Source organism: Kitasatospora aureofaciens (assembly GCF_001188955.3).
Lineage (GTDB): Bacteria > Actinomycetota > Actinomycetes > Streptomycetales > Streptomycetaceae > Kitasatospora > Kitasatospora aureofaciens.
In genome coordinates this window covers 205,515-218,510 of the sequence record NZ_JPRF03000032.1, presented here as the reverse complement: position 1 = coordinate 218,510, position 12,996 = coordinate 205,515, and the positions used below count along the sequence as shown (strand labels likewise).

Sequence of the window (12,996 nt, the reverse complement as noted above, 5' to 3'; positions counted from 1 at the left end):
TGGATCACTCATCGCCGCATGCCGGCAGGCACGCCTTGGACAACGGCGAGCCACAGGCCGCCATATACAGAGTGCACACGGTCGACTACGCTCAGCATGGGGCCTATGCGCTGCTCGACGCAACTCCTTCGCAAGAAATCGCATATATGCAAATCGAACCTGAATTCGGCAGTCAGGACTGCCAGTTGTCGGTAGCGCTGGTGCCCTTCACACAGGCAGACTGGTCAACTGACAGCTCAGGAGGGGACAACATGGCAGTCTCGACCGTGCGCCGACGGAGGCTCGGCGGCGTGCTGCGAAAGCTCCGTGAGGAGCGGAAGCTCACCGCAGAGGTGGTCGCAGAGGCCACCGGCATGAGCCAGCCCAAGCTCACTCGGATCGAGACAGCTCACACCGCAGCAAAGATCGAGGACGTCAACAAGCTCCTCGACTACTACGGGTGTGACGATGAGGACTTCCGAGCCGGGCTGATCGCCATTACCAAAGACGGCAGCAAACGAGGCTGGTGGCTGAGCTACCGAGATGTGCTTCACGCGACCGCCACGGATCTGATCCTGCTGGAATCCGATGCTTCGACGTTGCGGACCTACGAACCGGCATTCATCCCCGGACTCTTCCAAACGCCCGAGTACGCCCGCGTTGTCATCGACCGGCTTCGAACCGAGTCCAGCGGAACGGTCGAGGACATGGTCCAGGTCCGAATGGCACGACAATCGATCCTCACCCGGCCGAACCCAGTCCAAGTCTGGGCCGTCATCCATGAGACGGCGCTGTGCGCAAATGCCAACCGCCCCGACATCATGTCCGCCCAACTGGACAAGCTCGTCTCGTTGAGCCGCCTGTCCAATGTCAACATCCAGGTCATGCCGGCAGGAGCAGCAATCCACCCCGGAATGGCAGGAGCCTTCGCCCTGCTCGGGTTTCCCCAACGTGCGGACCTGGACGTCGTCCTCGCGGAAGGGCTGATCAGCAGCCTCTGGGTTGAGCACCCAAACGACGTGGAGATCTACCGAGCGAAGTTCCAGGAGATCACGGCTGAAGCTTTGCCGGTCGACTCATCGCTCGATTTCATCACCGCACAGAGAGACAAACTCAAGTGACCTACTACTACCCCAACGCTTCCGCCACCGGGCTCGCTTTTCGGAAGTCAAGCTATAGCGGGGGTAACGACAACTGCGTTGAGTGTGCCTTCCTTCCCGAGGCGGTCGCGATCCGAGACAGCAAGGACCCCTCCGGTCCTGCTCTCGCCTTCGACCGCGCGGCGCACGCCTCGTTCATCCAGGCCGTCGCCATAGGAGAGTTCGACTTCGGTCTCCTCTAGTCGGCACCCTGCGGCGCCTCGCCCGATCCCGGGCGAGGCGCCGCCGTCCATCACTCCCCCTCGGGGACCTCCACGATCAGCAGGGTCCCCCGGCTGCCCGGCCGCACCGCGTGCCGAGCACCGGCCGGCACCTGGCACAGTTCACCGGCGCCGACCGTCAGCGCCTCCCCCTCCACGTCCAGTTCCAGGACGCCATCAGCAACGAACAGCACCTCGGCCGTCCCGTGCACCTCCTGCTCCAGTTCCCGGCCGTCCATCCGCAGCACCTTCACCGCCGTCGTCCCGACCCGTCCCAGCACCACCGAGCGCCAGGCGTCGGGCAGTTGGGCCGCACATTCCCTCAGGTCCACCAAGCTCATGACCAGGGACGCTATCCGGGCCGACCATCAAATTGGTCGACCGTTTGGCAAAACCTGCCAGGATCTCCAGGGTGAACGCTCGCGCGCTGTACGAGGTACTACTCGACACCGAAAGCCCCTACGAGGACGTCATCGCCCCCTGGCTCGCCCAGGCCGCCACCGACGACTACCGAGCCCGTCTCCGCATCACCGCCACCCCTCACGACCGCTGGTGGGCCGACAACGGGGACCTCCTCGAAGAGCTCTACGCCCTCAGCCGCGTCAGCGACTTCCTCCTCCTCGACCCCCAGCTCCCGCCCTACCTCCTCCTCTTCACCGCCCTCGGCATGACCCCCTTCGACACCCTCTCCCCCTTCGACCCCTTCCTGCACGAGATCACCGAGGTCGAACAGGCCGACGACCCGGACACCCCCATCGAGATCCTCGGCGCCCGCTGGCCCGGCCTGATGCTCGGCGAGCTGCTGTTCAGCCGCGCCGGCGTCCGAGTCAGGGCCGGCGCCGCCCACGCCGAGCGCGGGGTGGCCGACCGCTGGCCGCTCTACTGGACCCACCGCCGCGCCCATCGCCCCACCCGCGACCTCTCCCAGGGCTGGGGCAGCAACTCCCAGTGGAGCACCGACTTCCGCCTCGACTACCGCACCCCCGACGGCGACCTGCTGAACGCCGCCGAGGACGCCCCGATCGACGGCCGCCCCGACCTCCACCCCGACGCTCCTCACAACCTCGGGCCCGACGAGCGCCTCCTCACCCCCGCCGAACGTCGCGAACTCCTCCGCCACCGCACCTTCCTGCGCACTCCCGCCGCCTCTTCCGACCCCGCCTGGGCCGCAGACCTCTTCCCCTTCGAGTGGTGTCTGCCCGCCGGCATTGAATAATGAGCTGGAGGCGCACTGGCGGCTACGACCTCAACGTGCTCGCCCACCGGCTCGGTATCAAGGACTCCGGTGAAGTCGACGACCGCCGGCCGTTTCTCGTCTACGTCATGGGGCCGGGAATCGGGGACGAGGAGCTGTCTTTGCTGGTCGACTGGGATCTACATCGGCGATAGGTGCGCTTCCATGGTCCGGCTCATCGGGTAGACGCGCTCTGCGGGCAGGAGTCGCTGCGCCTGGGCGGCGCGTCCGTTCCGGACGAGCGCTGCGGCCTTGTGGACCTGCGGGGTGAGGTCAGTGAGGCCGACGACCCATTCTTCGGCGAACGTGCGGATCAGGTGGCGACCGATTCCGACCTGGATGCTGTAGTGGTTCAGAGCCGCTCCACGCAGCGAGCGCTCGGGGTCCCACTGCAGGTGCACGGCAGCTTGAGCCACTGCCTTTGGATCCGCGGTCGTATGTACGGCCTGGGACAGGGCCTGCTCCCAGCCTTCCCGTGTCATCCGCACTGCGAGGACGCGCTCCTGCCCTGGCTTGCGGGCCCAGTTGCTGCGGTGCATCAGCCACAGGAACGAGGGCTTGATCCACGTCATTCGCTGGAACGAGAACGGGGTGACGAAGCGTCCCGCCCGCAGTGCGGCGTCGGCGATCGTGGATGAGTATGCCTGGTAGACAACGATGGTACGGGCATCGTAGTCGGCACGGATCTGATGCTGCGGCGTCATGCACCGCACGTTGCCATCCGCCGTACGGGTGCCGCCAACGGTTTCCCACCGCGTGCGGCCCCATTCCGACCGCCGCCGGAGAGCAGTTGTACGAGGAGGCGCAGCGGATCACCACCACCGTGGGCACCGCCCTGGAGCGGGTGCGCGAGGCCGCGCGGGGCGAGCAGCGGCTGGTGGTCGCCTTCTCCCCCGGCCTGCGCGTGTCGGAGGCGATCCGGGCGTTCACGGCCCGCCACCCCCACGTCACGGTCGACGTGCTGCCGCTGCGCTGGTGGGAGCAGGACGCGCCGCTGCGCGACGGCCGTGCCCACGTCGGCTACCTGCGGCGGCCCTTCGACGACACCGGCCTGCGCACCGTCCCGATCGGCCGGGAGACCAAGGTCGCGTGCCTGCCCGTGACCCACCCGCTGGCCGCCCGCTCGAGCCTCACCACGGCCGACCTCGACGGCGAGCCGGTCCTCGACACCCGGGCCCGGCGGACCTACACCCTGGACGAGAAGTTCGAGCTCATCGCCGCCGGGCAGGGTGTCGCCCTCGTCCCGGTGAGCATCACGGGCTCCTACTCCCGCCCCGACCTGGTCTATCTCCCGGTCACCGACTTCCCACCCGTGAAAACCTGCCTCGCCGTCCCGGCGGGCGGCGACGGTCCGGGCCCCGTACGCGAGTTCCTCGACCTCGCCGTCCCCGCGCTGCGGCAGGCGGCTCAGTCCCGCACCGCGAGGTCCTGACTCCCCACCACCTTCAGTAGCCGCAGCGCGGAGTGCGAGGGGGTGCCGGGGGCGGCCGTGTAGAAGATCGTCCACTGGTCCCGGTGCGGGTCGTGGAGTGCCTCGCAGTCGAGGTCGAGTGGGCCGACCACCGGGTGCACGATGCGCTTGCTGGTCGAGCGGCGCACTTCGACGTCCTGACGGGCCCACAGGTCGCGGAACTCGGCGCTGCCCGCGAGCAGCCGGTCGACCAGGCGGCGCAGGTCGCTGTCGGCGGGGTAGCGGGCGGCGGCGGAGCGAAGGTCGGCGACCGCGCGGCGGGCGAAGTCGGCCTGCCCGGCGGGGTCGTGGAGGGCGCGGGCGTCCGGGTCGGTGAAGAAGCGCCAGATCAGGTTGCGCTCGCCGGGCGGCAGGGCGGAGAAGTCGCCGAGCAGGGCGGCTGCCATGGCGTTCCAGGCGAGGACGTCGCGGGCGGCGCTGCAGACCATGGCCGGGGTGTCGTCCAGCCGGTCGAGCAGGTGCAGGATGCCGGGCCTTACGTCGCGGGGCATGGCGCTCGGGGGCAGCGGCGGCTCGCCGACCAGGTGGTGCAGGTGGGCGGTCTCGTCCTCGGACAGCCGCAGGGCCCGGCTGATCGCCCCGATCATCTGCCGGGACGGGCGCGGGCCGCGGCCCTGTTCGAGCCGGATGTAGTACTCCACCGACATCCCGGCGAGCTGAGCGACCTCCTGGCGGCGCAGGCCCGGGGTGCGGCGCCGGCCCCCGGCCGGCAGGCCGACGTCGGCGGGCTGGATGCGGGCGCGCCAGCGCCGCAGGAAGGCGGCCAGCTCCGCCCGGTCCACGTGTTCCACACCCCAAGTCTGGCCCTGCCGCCGCGCGCCGACCATGGGACCGCCGGTACCACCCTCGGCAGTGCTCTCCCGCGCTTCGTACGGCCCGGCCAAGGTGGTGCACATGAACGACAACCACGGCAACCACCGCATCGTCCTGATCACCGGCGCCAACAAGGGCATCGGCCTGGCCACCGCCGGCGAACTCGCCCGCGCCGGACACACCGTGCTGATCGGCGCCCGCGACCCCGAGCGCGGCGCCGCGGCCGCCACCGGGCTGGCCGAGCAGGGCCTGGACGCCCGCTCCGTCCGCCTGGACGTGACCGACCCGGCGACCATCGCCGCCGCGGCCGAACTGATCGCCGCCGAGTACGGCCGGCTGGACACCCTGGTCAACAACGCGGGCATCACCCGGGACTTCGGCACCACCCCGGAGACCCTGCCCCTCGACGACCTGCGCGAGACGTACGAGACCAACGTGTTCGGCGTCGTCGCCGTCACCAACGCCATGCTGCCGCCGCTGCGCAGGTCCCCGGCCGGCCTGATCGGCAACGTCTCCAGCGGCCTCGGCAGCTCCGCCGTCCTCACCGACCTCGACCACCCGGCCGGGGAGCACGCCATGCTGCTCGGCTACAACACCTCCAAGGCCGCGCTCAACGCCGTCACCCTGGTCTACGCCCGCAGTCTGCGGGACGCCGGCATCAAGGTCAGCTCGCTGGAGCCGGGCCACTGCGCGACCGACCTCAACCACCACTCCGGGCCGTCCAGCGTCGAGGAGGGCGGCCGCCGGATCGCCCGCCAGCTGGGCGAGGCGCTGGCGGGGCCGAGCGGCCAGTTCTTCCACCCGGAGGGCGGCAACTACCCCTGGTAGGCGGCGATGAGGCCGGGCAGCTCGCGCATGTCGTCGAACACGACCGTGCCCGGCCCGGCCAGCCGCTCCGCCGCCGTCACGCCGCCCGCGTAGCCGAGGGCGCGCATCCCGGCGGCGCGGGCGGCCTGCACGCCGGGCCCGCTGTCCTCGACGACCAGGCAGCGGGCCGGATCGACGCCCATGCGGCGGGCGGCGTGCAGGAAGAGGTCGGGCGCGGGCTTGCCGCGCCCGACCTCGGTGGCGCTGAAGATCCGGCCCTCGAACCGGCCGTACAGGCCGGTGCGGCCCAGGGTGTGGCGCATCTTCTCGTGCGTCCCGCTGGACGCCACACAGGTCGGCAGCGCCAGCGTCTCCAACGCGTCCAGCACCTCCGGCAGGCCGTCCACCGGAGTCAGCCCTGCGTCCACGGCCTCGGCGTGCAGCTCTCGGAAGCGCTTGTCGAACAGCGTCGCGGTCTCCTCGTCGAACCGCTCGGCGACCATCGCGTGGTTGGCCGCCTCGGACCGCCCGACGAACCGCTCGATCGCCTCGGCCTCGGTGAGCGGCCAGCCGAACTCCTCCCCTAGCTGCACCAGGACGCGCACGGCGATCACCTCGCTGTCCACCAGGACGCCGTCGCAGTCGAATATCACCAGTTCTATCGGCTCGATCATCCGATGAGCATAGGACGCCCCCGATCCGGTCAGGGCCCCGGCGGCGGGAAGTTCGCCGCCGACTGCGGAACGCTGTCCGGCAGGTGCAGGGAGTTGAACGAAGCCGGAGCAAACAGCAGGGCCCGGCGGCCGAAGCCGCCGGGCCCTCTACCGATCGGGCGTCAGCTGGTCTGGATCGAGGTGTCGTCGATCACGAAGCTGGTCTGCAGCGAGGAGTCCTCGGTGCCGGTGAACTTCAGGGTGACGCTCTTGCCCGCGTAGGCGGACAGGTCGAAGGTGCGCTGCTGGTAGCCGGCCGCGGCGTCCGCGTTGGAGTAGGTCTTCAGCGTGGTGCCGTTCACCGACACGGTCAGCTTGTCGTACGCCGTCGAGCCGGTCTCGGCGGTGTCGATGTGCAGCCAGAAGCTCAGCGTCGCCTTGCAGCCCGCCGGGACGGTGACCGTCTGGGACAGGGTGTCGGTGTGGCTGCTGCCGTAGCCGTCCAGGTAGGCCTTCCAGCTTCCGCCGTGGGCCGCCTCCGAGGAGCTGTTGTCGACCACGCCGCTCGAAGCCGTCCACGGCGCCGCCGAGCCCGTCTCGAAGCCCGGGTTGCCGAGCAGCTGCGCCGGGGTGCAGGAGCCGCCGCCGCTGCCGGCGACCGTCCAGCCGAAGCTGGTGGTGGCCGACTTGCCGGCCGCGTCGGTGACGGTGACGGTGACGGTGGAGCTGCCGGCGGTGGAGACGGTGCCGGAGATCAGGCCGGTCGAGGAGTTGATCGACAGCCCGGCGGGCAGGCCGGTCGCGCGGTAGGACAGCGGGGCGGTGCCGCCGGAGGCGTTGATCTGGAGGCTCACCGCACCGCCGACCGCGGTGGACTGGTCACCGGGGCTGGCCACCGACACGGCGGCGCCGGCCGGCTTGGTGAGCAGGCAGCCGGGCACGGTGAGGTCGATGGCGCGGCTGGAGTTCAGGCAGGTGGTGAACCAGTAGGTCTCCTCGCCGTAGCTCTGGCCCTTGGTGGCCGTGGTGGACCCGTCGGCGGCGACCTCACAGGGGTTGTTGAGGGTGCACATCTCGCCGTCGTCGTTGCCGGTGTTGTTGATGCCGACGATCCGCCCGCTCGCGGAGTCGATGATCGGCGAACCGGACGTGCCGTGCGTGGTGTTGCAGCCGGAGCTGTAGCGCAGCGAGTCGTGCCAGGTCCACTGGTCCTCGCGCAGGGTGGGCACGAACCCGTTGACGGAGCAGTTCCAGACCTGCTTCCAGTACGAGGACGGGATGTACATCGAGGCGCCGTCGGTGGGGTGGGCGTCGTTGACGGTCAGCGCGGTGGCGCCGTACTTGGAACTGATCGAGCCGTAGGTGTCGGTGAGTTCGTAGAGCGCGACGTCGGTACCGGTCATCGTCGCGTAGATCACCTTGTCGGCCTGGACGGTGCCGAGGCTGTTGCCGGCACCGTCCAGCAGGGTGCCGCTGCGGCTGGCGCTGACGTTCTGGATGACCTGGCCGTACGGGGGCATGGTGGGCAGGCAGTGCCCGTTGGTGAGCATCATGGCCCGGTCGCCGGCCACCGAGGCCGGGAACCGGACCAGCGAGGCCGAGCAGTCGTCCAGGGCGATGGTGGACGTCAGGTCGGCCGCCTGGGCGGCGTGCGCGGGGACGGCGGCTAAGGCCAGCCCGCCCGCGACGACGGCGCTCGTACCGGCCACCGCGACAAGTCTCTTGAACATGGCTCTCCTTGTGGGGGATCGCGGGGTGCCCGGCTGGTCGCCGAGGCCCGCGCGCACGAAAGTGCCATGGTCACTTCAAGTGGTCAACAGTTCCCGCACAACTCGCCACTGCACAGGATGGGTTGTGCCACCAAATGGCAACGACCCGTCCTGGTATGCCCGTTACGGGCAGCTGCGGTGAACGCTACGGCTGCGGGAAGGAGTTCGGATCCACGTCGTTGGTCTTGGCGTTGCCGTCGGCCACCGGCTGCAGGGTGATCTCCCAGGAGGTCGAGGTGCTGCCGGTCTCGTACGGGAAGTTGTCCTCGAACTTGGTGAAGGCGCAGTTCTGCGTGAAGGCCTTGGTCGCGGAGTCCCAGTCCGCACCCTCGGAGACATAGACGTCATACGTCCCGTCCTCCACGCCCTCGACGCTGGCCTTCTGTCCCTTGGCCACGAACACCGAGTGCACCGCCTTGCCGTTCAGCACGAGCGAGACGACCGCGTTCACCTTGCCGCCGTTGTCCACCTTGAACACCCCCTCGCCGCGCAGCTTGCCCTTGCTGACCATCGTGCCGTTGTCCAGCGAACGGGATTGCTGCTTGGGCAGCGGTGGGACGCTGAGGCTCGCCGAGTAGCCGACCGCCGACAGTTTGGCGAGGAGTGTCGAGACCGACGCCAGCCCCTGCGAGTCACCGAGTTTCGCCTCGGCCGAGCTCAGGGCGCAGACGTCCCTCGCCTTGATCGCGCCACGGACGTTCGCAACATCTTCCTGGAGCACGCTCAACGCGTTCGCCAGGTCATGCCTGTCCTCCGCGGCCGCAGCCGGGGCGTCCGCCACGTTCAGAGCCCTGGAAGCCTCGTGCGCGGCGGTGTCGAGGGTGCTGAGCACGCCATCGAACTCGCCCAGGCTCTTGACCCCTGAGATCTGGGCGAGCGCGGCATTGACCGGATCGATGTTCTTGCTGAGCACCGGACCGAACGGCGTCGCGCCGGCCGTCGGCGTCGCACTCGGCGCGGCCGTACCGCCCCCGCCCGAGCACGCGGCGAGCAGCAGCGCCGCGCCGACGGCAAGAACGGACCTGCCCGCGGACCCCGAGAACTTCACAACCCCACCCCGATGACACCGTGCGCACACGCCGTGCACATGCGGGCGACATCGTGCCGATCATGAACCGCCCCGGTCAAACGGTTTCGAACGACCACCCCCAGGGGCCGTCCCGAGCCGTCCACCAGGGTCCTCTACGATCGGGCACGTGCTCAGTCTCACCGGCCTCCCCCTCCAGATCATCGCCTCGGCCTTCGCGATCGTCGTCTTCGCCGCCACCATGTGGCTCTGGCCGAAGTTCAGCGGAAAGGGCTGGAAGTCCTGGCTGGGCCGGATCGGCGCCTTCCTGGCCACCCAGCTCTCGGTGCTGGCCGCCATGGGCCTGATCGCCAACAGCTACTTCGGCTTCTACAGCTCCTGGACCGACCTGCTCGGCACCAGCGGCGGGCTCGGCACCGTCGTCGACCACCAGCCGAACGCCTCCGGGGTGTCCGTCACCGGTGAGCAGAAGTTCTACTCGGCCCAGGGTTCGGAGCCGGACCGCTCCGGGCTGATCCAGAAGGTCGACGTCAAAGGAGCCGGCAGCGGCCTGAGCACCGAGGCGTACGTCTACCTCCCGCCGCAGTACTTCCAGCCGGGCTTCGCCAAGCAGCGCTTCCCGATGGCCGTGGTGCTCACCGGCTACCCGGGCACCCCGGAGAAGCTGATCTCGCTGATGCAGTACCCGGCGTCCACCCTCGACGCCATCGAGCAGAAGAAGCTGCCGCCGACCATCCTGGTGATGACCCGGCCCACGCTGGTCGGCGACCGGGACACCGAGTGCGTCGACGTGCCGAACGGCCCCCAGGTCGAGACCTTCTTCACCAGCGACCTGCCCAAGGCCCTCGCCACCACCTACCGGATCGGCACCGACCCGGCCAACCGGGCCGTGATCGGCAACTCCACCGGCGGCTACTGCGCGCTCAAGTTCGCGCTGCGCAAGCCCGACTCCTACCCGGCGGCGGTCGCCCTCTCCGGCTACTACAGCGCGGCCCACGACCCGACCACCGGCGACCTGTTCGGCGGCAACGACAAGCTCAAGCAGGAGAACGACCTGCTGTGGCGGCTGAAGAACCAGCCCGCCGCCCCCGTCTCGCTGCTGCTGACCACCGCCTACGACGAGAACAACTACGACGAGACCAAGGCCATGGTCGCCGCCTTCAAGGCCCCCACCAAGATGTCGACCATCACCCTGGACACCGCCGGCCACAACTTCCACACCTGGACCCGGGAGATCCCCCCGGCCCTGGAGTGGCTGGGCAAGCACCTCACCATGCCGGCCGCCACGGCCTGAACCGGGAAGCCGGCTCGAAGCCCGGATGAGCACTCCCTGAACGCCCTGAGTGCCCGGCCGCACGGGTGAAACGGGACAGATCACACCCGGCTCACAGCCTCGTCTCACGGTTCTCTCAGCCTCGCCACGCACGGTATGGCGCATGACCACGAGCAGCTACTCCCCTCCGGCCGGCGATCCGTGGCCCGAGGCCGCGAACTATCCGCCGCCGGAGGTGCCGCAGCCGGGCGCCGGTCGGCCGGGTCCGGCGCCGCTCTTCCCCGAGCAGCCCCTGCCGCCCATCGGCCCCAAGGGCCCCGCCTCCTGGTCCGGACGGCTGCGCACCCTCCCGGCCCTCGCCTGGCGCGGCCGCGCGGACGACCCGCGATGGGTGCGCCCCGCTCTGCTGGCGCTGATGGCCGCGACCGTCGTCCTCTACCTGTGGGGCCTCGGCGCCTCCGGCTGGGCCAACGCCTTCTACTCGGCCGCGGTCCAGGCCGGCAGCCAGAGCTGGAAGGCCTTCTTCTTCGGCTCCTCCGACGCCGGCAACTTCATCACCGTCGACAAGCCTCCGGCGTCGCTGTGGCCGATGGCGCTGTCGGTGCGGATCTTCGGCCTCTCCTCGTGGTCGATCCTGGCCCCGCAGGCACTGATGGGCTCGGCCACCGTCGGCGTGCTGTACGCCACGGTGCGCCGCCGCTTCTCCCCGCTCGGCGGCCTGCTGGCGGGCGCCGCGCTGGCGCTCACCCCGGTCGCGACGCTGATGTTCCGCTTCAACAACCCGGACGCCATGCTGGTGCTGCTGCTCACCCTGGCCGCGTACGGGATGGTGCGGGCGGTCGAGACGGCGAGCACCCGGTGGCTGCTGTTCACCGGGGTGATGTTCGGCTTCGCCTTCCTCACCAAGACCCTCGCGGCGTTCCTGATCCTTCCCGCCTTCGCGGTGATCTACCTGGTCGTGGCGCCGACCGGCTTCTGGCGGCGGCTGCGGCAGACCCTGCTCTCGGGCCTGGCCCTGGTGCTGTCCGCCGGCTGGTGGGTGGCGATCGTCCAGCTGCTGCCCGCCTCGGACCGCCCCTACGTCGGCGGCTCGCAGGACGACAGCTTCCTGTCGCTGACCTTCGGCTACAACGGCCTCGGCCGCGTCGACGGCAACGAGCGCGGGAGCGTGGGCGGCGGCGGCCACCTCCCGGCAGGGCTCGACCTGCCGGCCGGCGCGATGCACAACCGGGGCTGGGGACAGACCGGCATCACCCGGCTGTTCGGCAGCGACATCGGCGGGCAGATCGCCTGGCTGATGCCGGCCGCGCTGATCCTGCTGGTGGTCGGCCTGTGGGCGACCCGCCGTTACGGCCGTCCGGACACCGCCCGCGCGGCGTTCCTGGTCTGGGGCGGCTGGCTGGTCTCCACCGCACTGATCTTCAGCTTCATGTCCGGGATCTTCCACCAGTACTACACGGTGGCGCTGGCGCCGGCCGTCGCGGCCCTGGTCGGCATGGGCGTGGACGGCCTGTGGCGGGCGCGGCACCGGCTGCCGTACGCGCTGCTGCTGGCGGGCGTGCTCGCGGTCACGGCGGTGTGGGCGTTCGTCCTGCTCGGCCGCAGCGCCGACTTCCTGCCCTGGCTGCGCTGGGCGGTGCTGGTCGGCGGACTGGCGGCGGCGGTCGGGCTGGTCGCCGGGCAGCACCTCGGCGGCGTCTCCGGACGGACCGGCGCGCGGATCGCCTCGGTGGCGGGCCTGGTGGGCGTGGCGGCGGCGCTCGGCGGTCCGGCCGCTTACGCGGTGGACACCGTGGGCACCGCGCACAACGGCTCGATCATCACCGCCGGGCCGTCCGTGAAGGGCGCGTTCGGGCCGGGGTCGTTCGGCCGCAAGGGCGGCAAGGGCGCGATGGGCAACGGCCGGATGTTCGGTCAGGGCGGCCAGGGTGGTCAGAACGGCCAGGGCGGCTGGGGCGGTTTCCCGGGCGGCCAGGGTGGCCAGGGCGGCCGAGGCCAGGGCGGCTTCCCCGGCGGCTCCGGCCGGGGCGCCGGAGGCGGCACCGCCCCCGGCGGCCACCACGAGCGCGGTGCCGGCGGCAACGGCGGTGCCACGGGCTTCCCGGGCGGCTTCCCCGGCGGCCAGGACCCCGAGAGTGCCGGCAACTTCGGTGGCCCCGGCGGCTTCGGCGGTCCCGGCGGCCCCGGCGGCCCCGGCGGCGGCATGGGCGGCCTGCTCGGCGGCACCAAGGTCAGCGACGAGGCCGCGGCGCTGCTCTCGCAGGACGCCGGCCACTACACCTGGGCAGCCGCCACCACCGGTTCGCAGAACGCCGCGAGCTACCAACTCGCCACCGGCAAGCCGGTCATGGCCCTCGGCGGCTTCAACGGCACGGACCCCTCGCTCAGCCTGGAGGGCTTCCAGAAGTACGTCCAGCAGGGCAAGGTGCACTGGTTCATCGCCGGTGGCTCGCACCGCGGCTTCGGCGGCGGCGCGGGCGGTGAGGGCGGCGAAGGAGGTCAGCAGACCGAGGCCGCCCAGATCGAGGCCTGGGTGACCGGCCACTTCACCGCCAGGACGGTCGGCGGGGCCACCTTCTACGACCTCACGGCTCCGAAGTCCTGACCGAC

General features: G+C 70.5%; 13 protein-coding genes and 2 pseudogenes. 8 read left to right on the top strand and 7 right to left on the bottom strand.

All coding sequences use genetic code 11. The features are described from left to right. Positions 1–71 precede the first annotated feature (71 nt). Together HS99_RS21510 and HS99_RS21505 are read left to right on the top strand one after the other, a co-directional pair. The gene (locus HS99_RS21510) at positions 72–1,100 is read left to right on the top strand and encodes a helix-turn-helix domain-containing protein (RefSeq protein ID WP_157846570.1); all 1,029 of its coding nucleotides are present in this window, start codon (positions 72–74) and stop codon (positions 1,098–1,100) included. After that, positions 1,097–1,321 (top strand): DUF397 domain-containing protein, encoded by a 225-nt coding sequence (locus HS99_RS21505; protein ID WP_030551080.1) that lies wholly within the window; start codon positions 1,097–1,099, stop codon positions 1,319–1,321. Before HS99_RS21510 ends, HS99_RS21505 begins: the two co-directional genes overlap by 4 nt. A gap of 50 nt (positions 1,322–1,371) precedes the next feature. Here the strand turns inward: HS99_RS21505 and HS99_RS21500 are convergent, their stop codons facing one another. Next, positions 1,372–1,680: a cupin domain-containing protein gene (locus HS99_RS21500; protein ID WP_030551082.1), complete on the bottom strand. Its 309-nt coding sequence runs from the start codon at positions 1,678–1,680 to the stop codon at positions 1,372–1,374. A 71-nt stretch (positions 1,681–1,751) separates the two neighbouring features. On the opposite strand from HS99_RS21500, the gene HS99_RS21495 reads away from it, so the two are divergent. Both HS99_RS21495 and HS99_RS45105 read left to right on the top strand, forming a co-directional pair. Further along, positions 1,752–2,555: a hypothetical protein gene (locus HS99_RS21495; protein WP_050366861.1), complete on the top strand. Its 804-nt coding sequence runs from the start codon at positions 1,752–1,754 to the stop codon at positions 2,553–2,555. Beyond that, a complete protein-coding gene (locus tag HS99_RS45105) occupies positions 2,555–2,728 on the top strand; it encodes a hypothetical protein (protein WP_167395803.1) in 174 nt (57 codons plus the stop codon). Before HS99_RS21495 ends, HS99_RS45105 begins: the two co-directional genes overlap by 1 nt. Here the strand turns inward: HS99_RS45105 and HS99_RS21490 are convergent. Continuing rightward, on the bottom strand, positions 2,714–3,277 hold the full coding sequence (locus HS99_RS21490) for a DUF4291 domain-containing protein (protein ID WP_030281935.1): 564 nt from the start codon (positions 3,275–3,277) through the stop codon (positions 2,714–2,716). The genes HS99_RS45105 and HS99_RS21490 overlap by 15 nt on opposite strands. Before the next feature lie 86 nt (positions 3,278–3,363). On the opposite strand from HS99_RS21490, the gene HS99_RS21485 reads away from it, so the two are divergent. Then, entirely contained in the window at positions 3,364–4,005 is a 642-nt protein-coding gene (locus HS99_RS21485; RefSeq protein WP_232543037.1) for a LysR family substrate-binding domain-containing protein, read from the top strand. On the opposite strand, the gene HS99_RS21480 is transcribed toward HS99_RS21485, so the two are convergent. Continuing rightward, positions 3,981–4,835, bottom strand: a complete 855-nt coding sequence (locus HS99_RS21480; protein WP_442354873.1) for a helix-turn-helix transcriptional regulator — start codon at positions 4,833–4,835, stop codon at positions 3,981–3,983. The genes HS99_RS21485 and HS99_RS21480 overlap by 25 nt on opposite strands. Before the next feature lie 103 nt (positions 4,836–4,938). On the opposite strand from HS99_RS21480, the gene HS99_RS21475 reads away from it, so the two are divergent. Next, positions 4,939–5,685: an SDR family NAD(P)-dependent oxidoreductase gene (locus HS99_RS21475; protein WP_030551089.1), complete on the top strand. Its 747-nt coding sequence runs from the start codon at positions 4,939–4,941 to the stop codon at positions 5,683–5,685. Here the strand turns inward: HS99_RS21475 and HS99_RS21470 are convergent. The 4 genes and pseudogenes from HS99_RS21470 to HS99_RS45100 form a co-directional block, all read right to left on the bottom strand. Beyond that, entirely contained in the window at positions 5,673–6,338 is a 666-nt protein-coding gene (locus HS99_RS21470; protein ID WP_030551091.1) for an HAD family hydrolase, read from the bottom strand. The two genes, HS99_RS21475 and HS99_RS21470, sit on opposite strands and share 13 nt — an antisense overlap. Before the next feature lie 161 nt (positions 6,339–6,499). Next, positions 6,500–7,228 (bottom strand): annotated as a pseudogene (locus HS99_RS46865) (Ig domain-containing protein); the annotation flags it as partial. Between the two features lie 201 nt (positions 7,229–7,429). Beyond that, a pseudogene (locus HS99_RS46860) lies at positions 7,430–7,870 on the bottom strand (trypsin-like peptidase domain-containing protein); the annotation flags it as partial. Between the two features lie 361 nt (positions 7,871–8,231). Continuing rightward, positions 8,232–9,134 (bottom strand): hypothetical protein, encoded by a 903-nt coding sequence (locus tag HS99_RS45100; RefSeq protein ID WP_030551095.1) that lies wholly within the window; start codon positions 9,132–9,134, stop codon positions 8,232–8,234. A 148-nt stretch (positions 9,135–9,282) separates the two neighbouring features. Here HS99_RS45100 and HS99_RS21455 point away from each other — a divergent pair, with 148 nt between their 5' ends. Next, the gene (locus HS99_RS21455) at positions 9,283–10,407 is read left to right on the top strand and encodes an alpha/beta hydrolase (RefSeq protein WP_030281632.1); all 1,125 of its coding nucleotides are present in this window, start codon (positions 9,283–9,285) and stop codon (positions 10,405–10,407) included. 142 nt (positions 10,408–10,549) lie between these two features. Continuing rightward, the gene (locus HS99_RS21450) at positions 10,550–12,991 is read left to right on the top strand and encodes a glycosyltransferase family 39 protein (protein WP_030551102.1); all 2,442 of its coding nucleotides are present in this window, start codon (positions 10,550–10,552) and stop codon (positions 12,989–12,991) included. Positions 12,992–12,996 lie beyond the last annotated feature (5 nt).